Origin of the sequence: Salipiger bermudensis HTCC2601 (assembly GCF_000153725.1) — a bacterium.
GTDB classification, from domain to species: Bacteria; Pseudomonadota; Alphaproteobacteria; order Rhodobacterales; family Rhodobacteraceae; genus Salipiger; species Salipiger bermudensis.
In genome coordinates this window covers 95,342-113,141 of sequence record NZ_DS022277.1, presented here as the reverse complement: position 1 = coordinate 113,141, position 17,800 = coordinate 95,342, and the positions used below count along the sequence as shown (strand labels likewise).

15 protein-coding genes and 1 pseudogene are annotated in these 17,800 nt (G+C 66.1%); 15 read left to right on the top strand and 1 reads right to left on the bottom strand.

What is annotated here, in order from left to right:
* Positions 1-12: 12 nt before the first annotated feature.
* The 12 genes from R2601_RS19775 (at position 13) to R2601_RS19715 (ending at position 12,680) form a co-directional block, all read left to right on the top strand.
* Complete coding sequence (locus R2601_RS19775; protein ID WP_007801627.1) at positions 13-1,515, top strand: sugar ABC transporter ATP-binding protein; 1,503 nt, start codon at positions 13-15, stop codon at positions 1,513-1,515.
* Complete coding sequence (locus R2601_RS19770; protein WP_040545583.1) at positions 1,505-2,482, top strand: ABC transporter permease; 978 nt, start codon at positions 1,505-1,507, stop codon at positions 2,480-2,482. The genes R2601_RS19775 and R2601_RS19770 overlap by 11 nt, the downstream gene beginning before the upstream one ends.
* 55 nt (positions 2,483-2,537) lie before the next feature.
* Positions 2,538-3,269, top strand: a complete 732-nt coding sequence (locus R2601_RS19765) for an SDR family oxidoreductase (protein WP_007801622.1) — start codon at positions 2,538-2,540, stop codon at positions 3,267-3,269.
* Between the two features lie 80 nt (positions 3,270-3,349).
* A complete protein-coding gene (locus tag R2601_RS19760) occupies positions 3,350-4,972 on the top strand; it encodes an FGGY-family carbohydrate kinase (protein ID WP_040545743.1) in 1,623 nt (540 codons plus the stop codon).
* Positions 4,973-4,999: 27 nt separating this feature from the next.
* A complete protein-coding gene (locus R2601_RS19755; RefSeq protein ID WP_007801619.1) occupies positions 5,000-5,725 on the top strand; it encodes an SDR family oxidoreductase in 726 nt (241 codons plus the stop codon).
* Positions 5,726-6,406: 681 nt separating this feature from the next.
* Complete coding sequence (locus R2601_RS19745) at positions 6,407-7,027, top strand: TetR/AcrR family transcriptional regulator (RefSeq protein WP_007801615.1); 621 nt, start codon at positions 6,407-6,409, stop codon at positions 7,025-7,027.
* Between the two features lie 104 nt (positions 7,028-7,131).
* Positions 7,132-8,310 carry an ABC transporter substrate-binding protein gene (locus tag R2601_RS19740; RefSeq protein ID WP_007801614.1) on the top strand — a complete coding sequence of 393 codons (1,179 nt, stop codon included), beginning with the start codon at positions 7,132-7,134 and terminating at the stop codon, positions 8,308-8,310.
* Positions 8,311-8,371: 61 nt separating this feature from the next.
* The gene (locus tag R2601_RS19735) at positions 8,372-9,241 is read left to right on the top strand and encodes a branched-chain amino acid ABC transporter permease (protein WP_007801612.1); all 870 of its coding nucleotides are present in this window, start codon (positions 8,372-8,374) and stop codon (positions 9,239-9,241) included.
* A 4-nt stretch (positions 9,242-9,245) separates the two neighbouring features.
* Positions 9,246-10,229 (top strand): branched-chain amino acid ABC transporter permease, encoded by a 984-nt coding sequence (locus tag R2601_RS19730; protein WP_007801610.1) that lies wholly within the window; start codon positions 9,246-9,248, stop codon positions 10,227-10,229.
* Positions 10,226-10,990: an ABC transporter ATP-binding protein gene (locus R2601_RS19725; protein ID WP_007801608.1), complete on the top strand. Its 765-nt coding sequence runs from the start codon at positions 10,226-10,228 to the stop codon at positions 10,988-10,990. Before R2601_RS19730 ends, R2601_RS19725 begins: the two co-directional genes overlap by 4 nt.
* Entirely contained in the window at positions 10,977-11,696 is a 720-nt protein-coding gene (locus tag R2601_RS19720; RefSeq protein ID WP_007801606.1) for an ABC transporter ATP-binding protein, read from the top strand. Before R2601_RS19725 ends, R2601_RS19720 begins: the two co-directional genes overlap by 14 nt.
* 15 nt (positions 11,697-11,711) lie before the next feature.
* The gene (locus R2601_RS19715) at positions 11,712-12,680 is read left to right on the top strand and encodes a dipeptidase (RefSeq protein WP_007801604.1); all 969 of its coding nucleotides are present in this window, start codon (positions 11,712-11,714) and stop codon (positions 12,678-12,680) included.
* Positions 12,681-12,710: 30 nt separating this feature from the next.
* Here the strand turns inward: R2601_RS19715 and R2601_RS19710 are convergent, their stop codons facing one another.
* A complete protein-coding gene (locus R2601_RS19710) occupies positions 12,711-13,436 on the bottom strand; it encodes a GntR family transcriptional regulator (RefSeq protein WP_007801602.1) in 726 nt (241 codons plus the stop codon).
* 146 nt (positions 13,437-13,582) lie between these two features.
* Here R2601_RS19710 and R2601_RS19705 point away from each other — a divergent pair, with 146 nt between their 5' ends.
* The 3 genes and pseudogenes from R2601_RS19705 to R2601_RS19695 form a co-directional block, all read left to right on the top strand.
* Positions 13,583-15,640: a hydantoinase/oxoprolinase family protein gene (locus R2601_RS19705; RefSeq protein WP_007801600.1), complete on the top strand. Its 2,058-nt coding sequence runs from the start codon at positions 13,583-13,585 to the stop codon at positions 15,638-15,640.
* Entirely contained in the window at positions 15,637-17,358 is a 1,722-nt protein-coding gene (locus tag R2601_RS19700; protein WP_007801599.1) for a hydantoinase B/oxoprolinase family protein, read from the top strand. The genes R2601_RS19705 and R2601_RS19700 overlap by 4 nt, the downstream gene beginning before the upstream one ends.
* A 69-nt stretch (positions 17,359-17,427) precedes the next feature.
* Positions 17,428-17,800 (top strand): annotated as a pseudogene (locus R2601_RS19695) (TRAP transporter substrate-binding protein); the annotation flags it as partial.

The window sequence follows — 17,800 nt, the reverse complement described above, 5'->3', positions numbered from 1 at the left end:
AGGACCGTTCCCATGTTGCAACTGACCGGCATCAAGAAACGCTTCGGCAGCATCCAAGTGCTGCACGGGGTCGACCTCGATGTGCGCGCCGGCGAGGTCCACGCGCTGCTGGGCGAGAACGGGGCCGGCAAGTCGACCCTGATGAAGATACTCACCGGCATCCTGAAGCCCAGTGAGGGGACCATCACCATCGAGGGCGAGACCCGTCACTTCGCCAATTACGACGAGGCCATCGAGGCCGGCATCGGCATCGTCTTTCAGGAATTCAGCCTCATCCCATATCTGACGGCGGTCGAGAACATGTTCCTTGCTCGCGAGATCCGCGGCCCCTTCGGCCTGCTGGACCGCAAGGCCATGCGCAAACGCGCCAAGGAGATCCTCGCCCGGCTCGAGGTGAACGTGCCGCTCGACGTGCCCATTGCCAAGCTTTCGGTCGCCGAGCAGCAGTTCGTGGAGATCGCCAAGGCGCTGTCGCTCAACGCGCGGATCCTCGTGCTGGACGAGCCCACCGCCACGCTCACCCCGTCGGAGGTCGAGCACCTCTTCAAGGTCATGCGCGAGCTGCGCAAGCAGGGCGTGGCCATCATCTTCATCTCGCACCATCTCGAGGAGATCTTCGAGATCTGCGACCGCATCACCGTGCTGCGGGACGGCGAGTATGTCGGCGATTGCCTGGTGTCCGAGACCGACAATGACCGGCTGGTCGAGATGATGGTCGGGCGCCGGATCGAGAACAGCTTTCCCGAGAAGCCCGGCCCCCGTCCCGGTGCCAAGGTGATGCTCGAATGCGAGGAGGTGCAGCTGCGCAAGGGCGGGCCGATCTCCGATTTCTTGCTGCGTGAGGGCGAGATCCTCGGCTTTGCCGGGTTGGTCGGGTCCGGGCGCACCGAGACAGCGCTGGCCATGCTCGGCGCCTACCCGGCGTCAAGGTGCAAGGTCATGGTCGACGGCGAGGAGACCCGCTTCAAGGAGCCCGCCGAGGCGCTGGCCCACGGCATCGGACTGCTGCCCGAGAGCCGCAAGGAACAGGGGCTGATCACCAGCTTCTCGATCCTGCAGAACATCTCGCTTAACAACTACGGCAAGTACCGCAAGGGTCACTGGTTCATCGACCTCCAGAAGGAGCGCGAGGCGACCCAGACCGCCATGGGGCAGGTCCGGGTCAAGGCGCAGGGGCCGATGGCGCGGGTCGACACGCTGTCGGGTGGCAACCAGCAGAAGGTGGTCATCGCCCGCTGGCTGAACCACCAGATGAAGGTGCTGATCTTCGACGAGCCCACCCGCGGCATCGACGTCGGCGCCAAGGCCGAGATCTACCAGCTCATGCGTGCGTTCACCGCGCAGGGCTACGCCATCATCATGATTTCCTCGGAGCTGCCCGAAGTCATCGGCATGTCCGACCGGGTCTGCGTGTTCCGGCAGGGCGGCATCGTCGCCACCCTCGAGGGCGACGCGATCAATGCCGAGGAAATCATGACACACGCCACGACCGGGAGGGTTCGTCATGTCGCATAACGCAACAAACACAGCAGAGGACGGCAAGCAGGGCGGGTTCAGCTTGCGGTGGGTGCTCCACTCGCCGCTGGCGCTGCCACTGATCGGGCTGATCGTGGTGTCGATCCTGATGGGGTTCGCGTCCGAGAACTTCTTCTCGGTGGGCAATATCATGAACGTGCTGCGGCAGGTGTCCATCGTGGCGATCCTCGCCGTGGGCATGACCTTCGTGATCCTCACCGGCGGCATCGACCTGTCGGTCGGCGCGGTCATGGCCCTGTCGGGCACCATCGCGGCGGGGCTCATGGTCAACATGGGGCTGCCCGGATGGGTCGGCCTGCTGGCGGGGCTGGGGGTCGGTGTCGGGCTCGGCATCTTCAACGGCGTGATGGTGGCTTGGGGCCGGATGCCCGCCATCATCGTGACGCTGGCAACCATGGGCATCGCGCGTGGCCTCGGCCTGCTCTACTCGGGCGGCTACCCGATCTCGGGCATCCCGTCGTGGATCTCGTGGTTCGGCATCGGTCGCATCGGCATCGTGCCTGTGCCCGTCATCGCCATGGTCATCGTCTACGCCCTCGCCTGGGTCCTGCTGCAGCGCACCCCGTTCGGGCGCCACGTCTATGCCATCGGCGGCAACGAGCTGGCGGCCAAGCTGTCCGGCGTGAAGACCCAGATGGTCAAGCTCACGGTCTACGGCATCTCGGGCCTGACCTCGGCTTTCGCCGCGCTGATCCTCACCGGGCGCCTGATGTCCGGCCAGCCCAATGCCGGGGTCGGCTTCGAGCTCGACGCCATCGCGGCGGTCGTACTGGGCGGCACCGCCATCGCCGGTGGTCGCGGATTGATCCTCGGCACGCTGATCGGCGCGGTGCTTCTGGGCATCCTCAACAACGGTCTGAACCTCATGGGGATCAACCCGTACCTTCAGGATGTCATCAAGGGCCTGATCATCCTGCTGGCCATCTATATCGGCCGCGAATGGTGACGGGCCGCACGGCCCTCACCTTTGCCGCCTCCGCACATACGAAGGAGAGACACACATGTCTGAGAAGCTGAACGGCAAGGTCGCCGTCGTCACCGGCGCGGCCTCGGGCATCGGCCTTGCCGCCACCGAGATGCTGCTGAAGAACGGCTGCACCGTGGTCATGACCGACCGCAACGAGGCCGCGCTGTCCGAGCTGACCGCCAAGTACGGCGACAAGGCCGTGGCGCAGGTGACAGACCTTCTGGACCCGCAGAGCTGCGATGCCATGGTCCCCGAGATCCTCGCCAAGACCGGGCAGATCGACATCCTCTACTGCAACGCGGGCAGCTATATCGGCGGCGACCTGTGGGAGAGCGATCCGGCCACCATCGACCGGATGCTGAACCTCAACGTCAACGCGGTGATGAAGAACATTCATGCCGTGCTGCCCCACATGATGGAGCGCAGGACCGGCGACATCGTGGTGACGAACTCCATCGCCGGGCACTACCCGGCCTACTGGGAGCCGGTCTATTCCGCCTCGAAATGGGCGATCACCAGCTTCATGCAGGGCATTCGCCGGCAGATGATCCCCTACGGCGTGAAGGTGGCGCAGGTCTCGCCCGGGCCCGTAGTCTCGGCGCTGCTGGCCGACTGGCCGGAGGAAAACCTGCGCAAGGCCAAGGAAGCCGGCGCGCTCATGGACCCGGAAGAGGTCGCCGACGCGCTGGAATACATGCTCACCCGCAAGCGGCAGGTGACGGTGCGCGACCTGATCGTGATGCCGTCGGCGTTCGAGCGGATGTGAGCAAGGCGCGGCGGCGCCTTTCCTCCCTTGGGGGCCGCCGCATCAGGTCTTTCCGGGACACCGGAGAGGAAGGAATGACCATGACGGATCTCTTTATCGGCGTCGACGTGGGCACGGGCTCGGCACGGGCGGGTGTCTTCGACCGCGAGGGCGCGCTTCTCGCCACCGCCAAGCGCGACATCGCCATGCACCGCGACGACGCGGGGCTCGTCGAGCAGAGCTCGGCGCAGGTCTGGGACGCGGTCTGTGCCTCGGTGCAGGAGGCGATCGCGGGCTTCGATGCGGCGCGGGTGACGGGCATCGGCTTCGATGCCACCTGCTCGCTCGTGGTGATGGGGCCGGAGGGCGGCCTGCCGGTCAGCGACGACGCCGCGCCCGAACGCGATATCATCGTCTGGATGGACCATCGCGCCACGGAGCAGGCGGCGCGGATCAACGAGGGCCATCACGACGTTCTGAAATATGTCGGCGGGCGGATTTCGCCCGAGATGCAGACGCCGAAGCTGCTGTGGCTCAAGGAGACCAGGCCCGAGACCTACGCAGCGGCGGAGCAGTTCTTCGATCTGACCGATTTCCTGACCTGGAAAGCGAGCGGAGCGCTGGATCGATCGTCCTGCACGCTGACCTGCAAATGGACCTACCTGGCCCACGAGGGGCGCTTCGATCCCGCCTATTTCCAGGCCATCGGGCTTGGCGATCTCGCGGAGCAGAGCTTTGCCCGGATCGGGGCATCGGTAGTGACCCCCGGCACGGCGCTCGGGCAGGGGCTGACTGCGGCGGCGGCGGCCCAGATGGGGCTGCGGCCCGGAATCGCCGTGGCGGCGGGCCTGATCGACGCCCATGCGGGCGGGATCGGCACGGTCGCCGCGGAAGGCGGGGGAGGCGCGGCGTCCGACTGCCTCGGCTACGTCTTCGGCACCTCGTCCTGCACGATGACCACGACCGCCGAGCCGGCCTTCGTGCCCGGGGTCTGGGGGCCCTACTATTCCGCCATGGTCCCGGGCATGTGGCTCAACGAAGGTGGGCAAAGCGCCGCCGGGGCCGCGCTCGCGCATCTCGTGACGCTGCACCCCGCCCATGCCGAGGCCGAACGCATGGCGCGCGCCGAGGGCAAGGAGCTGATGCCGTTTCTCGCCGATCGCGCGCTGGCGCTTGGTGGCGACGCATGCGGCGCGCTGCGGCTGGCCGACGATCTGCACGTGGTGCCCGAGTTCCTCGGCAACCGCGCCCCTTTTGCGGATCCCGAGGCGCGCGCGATCATCGTGGGACAGGGGATGGAGCAGGGCATCGACGCGCTCGTGGCCCTCTATGTCGCGGGGCTGTGCGGGCTGTGCTACGGGCTGCGACAGATCATCGAGACGCAGGATGCGAACGGTGCGCCGACGCGGACGATCTCGGTCTCGGGCGGGGCTGGGGCGCATCCGCTCACGCGGCAGATGCTGGCCGATGCCACCGGTCGCGTGGTCGAGATCATCGAATGCAAGGAGCCGGTGCTGCTGGGCTCGGCCATGCTGGGCGCCGTGGCCGCGGGCGCCTTTGACGACCTGCCCGAGGCCATGACCGCCATGTCGCGTGTCGCGACCCGCTCCACCCCCTCTGGAGGGCGGACCGCAATGCTGCATGGCGCGCGCTACGACACATTCCTCGCCTTCCAGACGCTCGCGCGGGAGAGCCGCGCGCGGATGGCGGCCCTCACCGAATAGAGACGCAAACACAAGGACAGAACCGCGATGGATTTCACTGGCAAGACCGTCATCATCACCGGCGCCGGCAAAGGGATCGGGCGCGCTTGCGCGCGTCTCATGGCCGCGCGTGGCGCCGATGTCGTGGCGATCACCCGCACCCAGGCCGATCTGGACAGTCTCGCGTCCGAGATCGGCTGCGCCACCGTTCAGGCCGATCTGGGCAGTGCCGCCGCGACGCGCGCCGCGATGGCCAAGGCCGGACCCGCGGACATGCTGATCAACAGCGCAGGCATCAACGTGCTCGAGTCGAGTTTCGACATGACCGAGGCGGGCTTCGACGCGGTCATGGGCATCAACCTGCGCGCCGCCTTGATCACCTGTCAGGAGTTCGCCCGGGCGCGGGTCGAAGCGGGTGGCGGAGGGGCCATCGTAAACATCACCTCGATCGCAGGGCATCGCGGGTTTACCGAACATCTTTGCTATGCCGCCTCTAAGGCGGGGCTGGAAGGCGCGAGCCGGGTCATGGCCAAGGAGTTCGGCCCGCACGGCATCCGGGTCAATTGTGTCGCGCCTACGATCACTCTCACCGAGCTTGCAGCCGAAGCCTGGTCCGATCCGGTCAAGGCACAGCCGATGATGGTGCGCCACCCGATGGAGCGGTTCGCAGAGGCAGACGAGGTGGCCGAGACCATCGCCATGATGCTCTCGGACGATGCGAAAATGATGACTGGGGCGGTGGTGCCGGTTGATGGCGGCTTCCTCGCGGTCTGATCCCCGGGGCGAGAGCGTGAGGGTCTTTGCAGACACCGCCAACGTCGACCAGATCCGCGAACTCAGCGCGCTTGGGGCTCCTTGACGGGGCCGCTGAGTTCAGCGCCGCCTTGCGCCCGGGCCTTTATAAGCTCTCTGCAATCCAATATCGAAAGGTTAGGTCGGACGGCCTTTCCCTCTGGCCTTTCGATATGATGCAGGAACGACCGCCTGATGGGTTGCGCTTGCGCTGCCTTTTCGGCACGGACATGACCAAGTTGGCAGACCCGCTGTAAGAGATCTTCGGCGAGAAAATCAGCCGCGACCCGATCTCGCGGCTGCACGGATCGGGATTGCTCGGGACGGGCCCCTGCAGGCCCCGTCACAGGGCGTCTATTGCTTGTGTGACCACCGCGCGCTTTCTCGCGGCCTTCGGCCTCGAGACGCTGCGCCATTTTCCGAACCACGAGCAGACGGAAGATACCCGTATCGCCCAAGGCGACAGCACGACACAGGCGCGGGACCCTCAGGCCGGCGCGGTGTCTTTGACACAGGTCTCGCGGCCGAGCTTCAAGGATACCCGGGCCCGGTGCCGTTTTCTTGAGCACGCCAGGGGGCTGACGGTCCTCCCTTGCATGAGAGAGTTCGCTACACTTGACAGAATCATAAAAACAAACCGACCTGTTTGTATATGGAGGCAATATGACCGTGACCACACGCAGAACCCAGGATCAGCGCAGCGCCAAGACCCGGAGGCTGTTGCTTGATGCGACGATCCAGTCGCTGATGGAGGTTGGCTATGCCAACACCAGCACCGCGGGGATCGCGAAGCGGGCAGGGGTCTCGCGCGGGGCGCAGACCCATCATTACCCCGGCAAAATGGACCTCATCGTCGCGGCCACCGAAGAAATGTTCGCGAATTTCGCCACCGGTCTCGAAACCCTCGCCGGCGAGCTGCGGGCCGGGCGGCTGAGCTACGACGCCTTTTTCGATGCAATCTGGGATGGCGTCTTAAACGGCGACTGGTTCTATTCCTCGCTCGAGATCATCGTCGCCGCCCGCGGCGATGACGAGCTGCGGCGCCAGCTTGCGCCACTGATCCTCGACCTGCACGAGCGCTTCGAGACCACCTGGTCGCGCACCTTCGTGGCGGTCGATCCCGCCGTGGTGTCGTCGCGGGTCGCGCTGAACCTTGCGATGAACGTCTTCCGCGGCATGGCGGTTCAGGCGGTGCTGCGCCGGGACGAAGCCTATTTCCTCGAGATGCTCGCGGCACTGAAGGCGGTGATCGCGGTGCATGTCCGGCCGGCGGAGAACGGTTAACTCAAAAACAAACAAGCTGGTCGGTTTTAAATATACGGGCATATCCTTCCCCCAATGCGGCGTCAGATCGCACCACACCAACTGAGATCCAACAGGAGACCACGATGAAGAAGTATATCTCCCTACTGGCTGCGGCCGGCCTTGCGGCAAGCCCGCTCCTTGCGCAGGACGCGGAGTGGGAAACCGAGGGCCTGACCGACGATGCCATCACCATCGGCGTGATGGGGCCGTTCTCGGGCAACGCCTCGTCCTACAGCAAGGCGCTGATCGGCATGATGGCCTATTACGACAAGGTCAATGAAGAGGGCGGCGTGCACGGGCGCAAGCTCGTGGCGGTGCAGGAAGACACCGCCTGCGACAGCGCCAAGGGGCTCGCCGCCGCCAAGAAGCTGATCTCGCAAGACGAGGTCTTCATGCTGCAGGGCAACTCCTGCTCGGGCGTGGCGCTGGCGCTGCGGCCGACCATCGAGGAGGCGGGCCTGCCGTGGATCGTCGCCCACGCGGTGAGCGACTCGATCTCCGATCCTCTGGCCGGGAATATCTTCCACGGCGTTCCCACCGGCCGCGCCAACGGGCGCGCAATGGCCGCCTTCGTGCTGTCGAAGCCCGACACCAGCAACGTGGCGATCATCGAGCACTCGAACGACTGGGCGCATTCCTACTCGAACCCGGCCCGCGACTACCTGGAAGAGAATGGCGTCGCCCCCTCGCTCGAGCTGACCATGGAGCGCGGCCAGACCGACGCCACCGCGCAGGTGCTGAAGCTGCGGCAGGAGAAGCCCGATTTCATCATCGCGGCGCTCTACGAGGCCGAGACCGCCATCTTCCTGCGGGATCTGAAGAAATACGGCATGGGTGACGTCCCGGTCATGGGCACCGCAGGCACCGACCTCGAGAACACCCTGAAGCGCACCGGCGATTTCGACACGGTGAAGAACTACTACGTGATCCACTCCTACGTCGACAATCTCGACGGCCCGCTGATGCAGCCGTGGGGCGAGATGATCCACAAGTACTACCCGGATGAAGAGCTCTCGACCTTCTCCTTCGTCTCGATCGGTTCCGCCGAGGCGCTGGTCTCGGCGCTGGAAGCGGTGGGGCCCGAGCTCACCCGCTCCAAGCTGATGGCGGCACTGGAAGAGGTGCGCGACTTCGACACCGGTATCCTGTCGGACCCGATCACCTGGACCGCCGACGACCATCAGGGCGTCAAGGGCTCGGCGGTGGCGGGCTTCGTCGATGGCGAGCCGACCGTGCTCAAGGCCTGGGGCCAGCCCTACTGACACCTCCCCGACTGCCGGGCGCGGCAGCCGTCGCGCCCGGTCTTTTCAAGGAGCAGACAACATGCTGATGCAGCTGACTTTGGGAGGTCTCTCCCAGGGCATGATCTATGCGCTCATCGCGCTGTCGCTGACGGTGGTCTACCGCTCGACAACAGTGGTGAATTTCGGACATGGCGATTTCGTCATGGCAGGGGCCTTCCTGTCCTACGTGCTCGTGGTGCTGGCGGGCGTGGCCTTCCTCCCCGCGGCGGCGCTGGCGATGATCGCGATGTTCGTGCTGGGGGTGATGTTCAACCGCGGCCTGATCCGTCCGATCCGCGGCGGCCCGCATATCGGGCTGGCGCTCATGTGCATCGCGGCGGGCTACCTGCTGCGCGGCATCGCGCGCATGGTCTGGGGCCGAGAGGTGCTGCCGATGCCGCCGGTCTTCGACATGGCCCCGATTTTCGTCGGCGACCTCGTGATCACCGGCGACGCGGTGTTCATCATCGGCACCGTGCTTGTCCTGCTGCTGCTGTTCTTCGGGCTGATGGCCCTGACCGACCTCGGCAAGATGGTGCAGGCGGTCTACCAGAGCCCGCGCGGCGCGCGGCTCATCGGTCTCAATGTCGACCGGTTCAACGATTTCTCCTGGGGGGTCGGCGCGGCCCTGGGCGCGCTTGGCGGCATCCTCGTGGCGCCGGTCTCGCTGCTGCATCCCGATCTTGGGGCCTCGTTCCTGATCAAGGGGTTCGCTGCCATGACGCTGGGCGGCTTCGGCTCGCTGGGCGGCGCGGTGCTGGGCGGCGTGCTACTGGGCATCGCCGAGCAATATGCCGGCGCTTACCTCGATACGGCGCTGATCGAGATCACCGCCTACGTGGTGATCGTGGCGGTGCTGTTCATTCGGCCGCAGGGGCTCTTCGGCCGCAAGGCCGTGGTGAAGGTGTGATCCGATGAGCCAGATCATGCCCTCCGCCCGCCAACGCAAGACGCGCACGCTGCTGTTCTGGGCCGTGCCCGCCGTGCTGCTCCTGCTGCCGCTCACCACCAACCCCTACACCCAGTTCATCGCCAACGGCATGCTGGTCTCGGTGCTGGTGACACTCGGCTTCACCCTCACCATCGGCAATCTCGGCCAGCTCGCCTTTGCCAACACGGCCTTCTTCGGGATCGGCGCCTACAGCTCGGCGATCCTAGCGGCCAAGCTCGGCGTGCCGTGGCTGCTGACCATTCCGCTGGCCGGGGCCTTCGGCGCGCTGGGGGGCTTTCTCGCCTCTGCTGCGGCGCTGCGCGGCATCCGCACCTATTACCTCGCGATCATCACCTTGGCCTTCGGCGAGCTGATGCGTTGGGCCTACCTGCACGCCAAGCCGTTGACCGGAGGCACCGATGGCATGCCGATGCCCCGCGAGACGCTGCTGGGCATCTCGCTCACCGACGACACGCTGAAGTTCTACATCTTCCTCGCGGTGACCGTGCTGCTGGTGAAGGCCACGCTGAACCTGATGCGCTCGCATTTCGGCCGGGCCGTGATGGCGGTGCGCGAGAACGAGATCGCCACCGCCTCGCTTGCCATTCCCACGGCGCGGGTGATCCTCGTGACCTTCATGTGGTCGGGCTTCGTGGTGGGCTGCGCCGGGGCGCTCTTTGCCCGCCATGTCGGACACGTCTTTCCGGAGAGCTTCGGCATGCTGCATCTCATCGCCTCCTTCGCGATGGTGCTGGTGGGCGGGCTGGGCTCGGTGCTCGGCGCCGTGCTCGGCGCGGTGCTGCTGACCGCGCTGCCGGAATACCTGCGCGCCTTCCCCGGCATGGAAGAACTGTTCTTCGGCCTGATCGTTGCGGGCGTGCTGGTCGCCATGCCCATGGGCCTCGCGAGCCTGCTGCGCCGGGTCTCGCCCATCTTCGTCGAACGTTTCTACCGGGAGGCCCCATGAGCACGCTTCTGACAGTCGAGGGCCTCTCGGTCCGCTTCTCGGGGCTGACCGCGCTCGACGACGTATCCTTCACCCTCGAGGACGGCAACGTCCGCGCGGTGATCGGACCGAACGGCGCCGGCAAGTCGACGCTGTTCAATGCGATCTCGGGCTATGTCACGCCGACCGCAGGCACCGTACACCTGCGCGGGCAGGAGCTGACCCGGCTCACCCCGCACGAGATCGCCGAGCAGGGCATCCGCCGCACCTTCCAGAATGGCGGGCTGTTCCCGGCCCTGACCGTGCTCGAGAACGTGCTGACCGGGCTGCACGCGCAGACCCACGGCTCGTTCCTTGACATCCTGCTCGGGCGCTCGAAGGCGCTGAAATCCGAGGCCGACAACATCCACCGGGCCCGCGAGCTGCTGAAGCTCATGTCGATGGACCACATGGCCGACACCCGGGCCGGGGACCTCTCGGGCGGGCAGCAGCGCATCGTCGAGATCGTGCGCACCGTTGCCTCCGACCCGCCGGTGCTGCTGCTTGACGAACCGGCGGTGGGGCTGTCGCCGGTGGCCCGCGCGCAGATGATGGAGATCATCCACCGTCTCGCCGGAGAGAAGGGCGTCGGCATCCTGCTGATCGAACATGCGGTCGAGCTGGTGATGGCCGCCGCCGACCGGATCCTCGTGATGGCCGCAGGTGCGCGCATCGCCGAGGGCACGCCAGAGGAAATCCGCGAAGACCGCGCCGTGCTGGAGGCTTACCTTGGACACTCCTGAACCGCTCCTGAAAATCCGTGACCTGCACGTGGGTTACGGCAAGAAGCCGATCCTGCGCGGCGCCTCCTACGACGTGGTGCCGGGCGAGTGCCTCACCCTGCTCGGGGCCAACGGCTCGGGCAAGTCGACCTCAATGAACGCGATCTGCGGCTTTGTCCGCCCAAGCGCCGGCTCGGTGCTCTTCGATGGTCAGGAGACCGCGGGACTGCCGCCGCACCGGATCTTCGCCCTTGGCATCGCGCAGGTGAGTCAGGCACGGGATCTCTTTCCCGACCTTACCGTCGAGGATAACCTGCGCCTCGGCGCCATGCGCCGGGGCGGCAAGGAACTGACGCAGACGCTGGCCCATATCTACGACCGCTTCCCGCGCCTGAAGGAGCGACGGAAGCAAGCGACCCGAACGCTCTCGGGCGGCGAGCAACAGATGGTCGCCATCGGCCGCGCGCTGATGTCCCGGCCACGGCTCCTGTTGCTCGACGAGCCCTCGGGCGGCCTCTCGCCGCAGTTCTGCGAAGAGATCGCCCGCATCATCGACACGTTGAAAGAGGACGGCGTGACCATGCTGATGGTCGAGCAGAACCTCAACCTCGCCTTCCGCGCCGCCGACCGCTTCATCGTCCTGAGGGACGGCGAGGTGGTGGATGGCGGCGACGTCCGCGCCATGGCGGGCGATCACGACGCCATCGTGCGCAACATCTATCTCTGACCGAAGGACCACCAAATGACCACGCTGCACGACGATCTTATCGTCTTCGACGGGCTCATCATCTCAGACTGGGGCCGCCCGGTCTTCGAGGCGATGGCCGCGGGCGGGCTCACCGCCGCCAACTGCACCTGTTCGGTCTGGGAGAATTTCCGCGACACCATGTCGGCGATCGGCGCGTGGAACACGCAGTTCCGCGACAATGCCGACCTCATCGTCAAGGCGAAGACCGTTGCCGACATCCGCGCCGCCAAGGCCGCCGGCAAGACCGGGATCGTGCTGGGCTTTCAGAATACCTCGGCCTTCGAGGACCGGCTCGAGTTCATCGAGCTCTTCAAGGAGCAAGGTGTGGGCATCGTCCAGATGACCTACAACACCCAGAACCTCGTGGGCTCGGGCTGCTACGAGACCACCGATAGCGGGCTCTCCGATTTCGGTCACGAGGTGGTGGACGAGATGAACAGGGTGGGGATGCTCTGCGACCTGAGCCATGTGGGTCCCAAGACCTCGCAGGAGGTGATCCTCGCCTCGAAGAAGCCCGTAGCCTATTCGCACTGCCTGCCCGCCGGGCTCAAGGCGCACCCGCGCAACAAGAGCGACGAGCAGCTCCGTTTCATCGCCGAGCATGACGGGTTCGTCGGCGTGACCATGTTCCCGCCCTTCCTCGCCGCCGGCAACGGTGCGACGGTCGACGATTACGTTGCCGCCATCGACTACATCGTAAACCTCGTGGGGGAGGAGCGCGTGGGCTTCGGCACCGATTTCACCATGGGTTACGGCGCGAAGTTCTTCGAGTATCTCAACCGCGACAAGGGTTACGCCCGTCAACTCACCGAAATCTGGGAGGTCGAGTTCCCCGATGGGCTCGGCTCGATTGCCGATTTCCCGAACCTCACCGCCGCCATGCAGCGCGCCGGCTGGACCGAGACCAAGATCCGCCGCGTGATGGGCGAGAACTGGCTGTCCCTGCTCGACCGCGTTTGGTGATCTCTGGCGCCTGGGGTGGCCCTTGGTGCCTCAGTTCAGAATCTGCACCCTGCGGGTCGCGTCCGGCGACAGTACGGTCGTCACGATGCGGTTGCGGAACAGCTCCACATGGCGGGTGGCGACGCGTTCGGCGCCCTCCGTATCCTGATCGCGGATGAAAGAAACCATTTCGCGATGATCGGCAATCGTGCGGTCGAGATGCTCCTGCAAGCGCGAATGCGTGCCGTCATGTTCGATGAAACTGACATGGCCCACGCGCATGCCCTCGATCAGCGCGCGCTCGTAGCCGTGATGCAGATGCCGCGAATGCGCCGCTTGGCTGATCGCCAGGTGAAAGCGGAAATTCATCTCGGTGAGCGCATCGACGTCGCGTCCCGCCGCGGCCGTTTCGAAATCGCGTTCGGCGGCCTCGATCTCGCGCAGCTCCTCGTCGCTCCGGCGCAGCGCGGCCAGTGTCGTCTGGGCCCGCTGGAGCAGGTCGAGAGATTCAAAAAAATCTCGCAAATCGAAGAGGTTCATCGCCGCGACGCGTGAGCCGCGCCCGCGTACCGCCTGCACCAGCCCCTCGGCGGTCAGACGGATCAGCGCCTCGCGCACGGGCGTGCGCGACACCGCGTAGCGGGACGAGATCTCCAGCTCGTCCAGATCCGATCCGGGCCGCAGCTCCATGCACAGAATCGCCTGCCGCAGCATGCGGTAGACATGCTCGGCGCCGCGCTCGGGAGCCGGTTTCGACACTGCCGGCTTCTTCGCCATTTCCCTGCCTCCGCAGCATTAATTGCAAGCACGGTATACATCCGCGCATGCGCGTTTTCCAAGATCTAATGCTGCAGGCGGAAACACATTGACTCGAATCAAAAATACACTGTGTATTTTACTGTAATACGACAAGGATGCAGAATATGGCCGGAACCTGGACGATAGGCGTGGATGTCGGAGGCACGTTCACCGATCTTTGCGCCATCGAATGCGACAGCGGGCGCATCGCGCTGAACAAGGTGTCGAGCACACCCGCCAACCCGGCGGAGGCGATCATTGCGGGGCTCGACGCGCTGGCGGAAAAGGCGGGGTTCGATCTTGCCGACGTGCGCGCCATCGGCCACGGCACGACCGTGGCAACGAACGCGCTGATCCAGCGCACCGGCGCCAAGGTGGCCATGGTGACCACCCGCAACTTTCGCGATCTGGTCGAGATCGGCCGTCAGATCCGCCCGAAGATGTACGACCTCAAGGCGGATTTCCCGCCGCCGCTCGCCCCGCGCCACCTGCGGTTCGAGGTGACGGAACGGGTCGGCGCCGACGGTGCCGTGGTCGAGCCACTCGACATGGCCAGCGTCGATGCGGTGATCGCAGAGCTGCGCGCCGAAAAGGTCGAGGCGGTCGCCATCGCCTTCCTCTTCGCCTATCTCAACCCGTCGCATGAGCAGGCGGTGAAGGCGCGCATCCAAGAGGCGCTGCCGAATGTGGCGGTCTCGGCCTCCTCCGATGTGATGCCGGAATTCCGCGAGTATGAACGCTCCTCCACGACGCTGCTCAACGCCTATCTGCAACCGGCCTTCGCCGACTACATGCGCACGCTGGAGCGCGAGGTGGCGGCGCGCTCGCCCGGCTCGAGCCTTGGCGTGAACCAGTCGAGCGGCGGGCTGATGTCGGTCGAGACCGCGTGGGAATTCCCGATCCGCACCGCCATGTCCGGACCGGCGGCCGGGGCGAACGGCGCGATCCACACCGCGATGCAGTCGGGCATCGCCAATGTGATCACCTTCGACGTGGGCGGCACCAGCGCCGATGTGGCGCTGATCCGCGACCACACCATCGGGCTGGCCTTCGACCGCGACGTGGCGGAGTTCCCGGTGCGCATGCCCATGGTCGACATCAACACGGTGGGGGCAGGGGGCGGCTCGCTCGCCTGGTTCGACCGCGACGGGCTGATGAAGGTCGGCCCCGCCAGCGCCGGTGCGCGCCCAGGCCCTGCCTGCTACGGGCGCGGCGGGGACCAGGCCACGGTGACGGATGCCAACGTTGTGCTGGGACGGCTGTCGACCAGCGGTCTGCTCGGCGGCGACATGTCCCTCGATGTGGATGCGTCTTTCCGCGTGGTGAACAAGGTGGCCGAGCGCCTGGGAGTCGCCGTCGAGACCGCCGCCCGCGGCATTCTCGACGTGATGGCCGCCAATATGGTCCGCGCGATCCGCGCCATTTCGGTCGAGCGCGGCCACGATCCGCGCGATTTCGCGCTGATGCCCTTCGGCGGTGCCGGTCCACTGCATGCCGAGGCCTGCGCCCGCGCGCTTGGGATCCGGCAGATCCTCGTGCCGCTGCTTCCGGGCATCCTCTGCGCCGAGGGGCTGCTGGTCGCCGGACGCTCGGAGAGCCTCGTGCGGTCGCAGCGCATCGCGCTCGACGACCGGGCGGGATCGCTGCTGTCGCGGTTGGCGGACGAGATGCGTGCCGAGGCCGAAAGCTGGTTCGAAGCCGAGGCCGTCCCAGAGGATGAGCGCAGCTCAAAGCTGGTCGCCGACATGCGCTACACCAGCCAGAATTACGAACTTCAGATTCCGGTTGGCGGCAACAGCGTCACCGATCTGGAGGCGCTGAAGCAGGCGTTCTTTGAGGCGCATACCCAAGCCTATGGCTTCTTCAACCCCGAGGATCCGGTCGAGATCATGGCGCTGCGCATGACGCCGCAGGGCGCCCGGCCGCAGATCGGCAGCCCGCCGCAAAGCCCGACCGCCTCGCGAGAGCCGCAGCCCAAGTCCACGCGCCCGGTCTGGTTCACCGGCCAGCGCGCGCTCGACACCCCGGTTTATGACCGCGCCGAACTCGCCTCCGGTGCGGAGCTGAGCGGCCCCGCCGTGATCGACCAGTTCGACTCGACCCTGCTGCTGTTTCCCGGCGACCGCGCGCGCGTCGACGACGCGCTCAACATTCTCATCACCCGCGGGGAGACCGACCTGTGACCCTTCATGACAAACTCACCGCCCCAGCTGCCGCGAACGACGCCGGCCCCGATCCGATCACCGTCGAGATCGTCTCGTCGGCCTTCCGCTCGGTGGTGGACGAGACCTTCATCGCGCTGATGAAGAGCGCCTATTCCACCAATATCAAGGAACGTCATGACCATTCGACGGCGATCTGCGACCGCAAGGGTCGGCTGATCGTACAGGCCGATCTGTCGCTGCCCATTCACCTTGCTTCGATGACCGGGCTCATGCAGGCGGTGCTGACGCGCTATGCGCCAGAGGACATCCGTGAAGGCGACATCTTTGTCGCCAACGACCCGCACGCGGCGGGTGGCACGCACCTGCCCGACATCAACTATGCGGCGCCGATCTTTGTCGATGGCGCGCTCTTGGGCTTTGTCTGCAACATCGCCCACCATGCCGATATCGGCGGCATGGTGCCGGGGTCCATGGCAGGCGGCATGTCCGAAATCTATCAGGAGGGGCTGCGCATTCCGCTTGTGCGGCTCTTCCGTGAGGGCGAATTGCAGCAGGACATCCTCGACCTGCTGCTGCTCAACGCCCGCATTCCCGAAGAGCGCCGGGGGGACCATTTCGCTCAGATCGCGGCATGCCGCCTCGGGTTGCGGCGGGTCGGCGAGATCGTCGAGCGCTATGGTGCCGAGCTGATCGAGCAGGTCTGGGAGTCGCTTCTGCTGCGTACCCACGACCGGATGCGTGCCGCCATCGCCGAGCTGCCCGACGGGGCCTATCGCTTCGAGGACGTGATGGACGATGATGGCGTCGGCACGTCGGACATTCCGTTGAAGCTGGAGATCCGCGTGACCGGCGACCGGGCGGTGTTCGATCTGCGCGGCTCGGCGCCGCAGGTGAGGGGCAACATCAACCTGACGCGCAACGCGTCGAAGGCGGCGGTGGCCTACGCGTTGCGCACGCTGCTCGACCCGGAGATCGCCAATAACGAGGGCATTCTGGACTGTTGCGAACTGCTGACCGAGCGCGGCAGCATCGTCGATTGCATCGCCCCCGCGCCGGTGGCGCAGCGGCTGAACACCTCGCAGCGGCTGGTGGATGTGATCATCGGCGCCCTGGCCCCGGCGCTGCCCGATGCCGCCGTTGGCGCCGCCAACGGCGCCAACACCACCGCCGTCTTCTCGGGCATCGATCCGCGCAACGGCAAGCCGTATCTCTATCTCGAAACGCTGGGCGGCGGTGCCGGAGGGCGCAGCGATCGTGACGGAAAGGACGGGGTCCAGGTCCATATCACGAACACCTCCAACCTGCCCATCGAGGCGATCGAGACCGAATATCCGCTGCGAGTGGTCAGCTACGGCTTTGTCGCGGACTCCGGCGGGGCAGGGCGGTATCGCGGCGGCGCGGGTTTGCGCCGAGTGATCGCGCCGGTGGATCACGACTGTACCTTCAACGGCGCGGGCGAGCGGTTTTCCCACGCACCCTGGGGGATCTTCGGCGGCGGCGACGGGCGGCCCGGGCGCTTTGTGCTGCAAGGCGACGGCAACGAGACGGTGCTGGCCAACAAACCCTCTGCCGTGCCGCTTGGCCGCGATCAGTCCATAGCCGTCGAGACGCCCGGCTCCGGCGGCTACGGACCCGCCGCCGAGCGCACGCCCGAGGCCGTCGCCGAGGATGCCCTTTCCGGCAAGTACAGCCCCGATTTTCTCGACCGGATTTATCCCGCGCAGCGGCGCGGATGAGCATGGGCGGGGCGGACCAATGCCGCCCCGCCAGATCAAGAACAACTATAGCAACAGGGAAATCAGAACATGACCAACGCATTGACCACACCGCTTCTCGCCGGGGCGCTCGCCGTCGCCGCGCTGCCCGCCTGGGCGCAATCGGTTACCTGGGATCTGGCCAATGAATACCCGCCGAACTCGGTGCACGCGCAATCCGCGGACACCTTCATCGAAGCGCTGAAAGAGGTTTCCGATGGCGATGTGGTGGTCACCGCCCATCACGGCGCGGCGCTGGGATACAAATCCATCGACCAGTACGACGCGGTGGGCGATGGCGCGCTTGATCTCGCCTCTTCCTTCGCGACGCCGTGGTCGGGCATCGACCCGGTGTTCATCCTGTCGTCGATCCCATTCCTGGTCGCCACCCCCGAGGAAGAGCGCCAGCTCTACGAGATCGCCT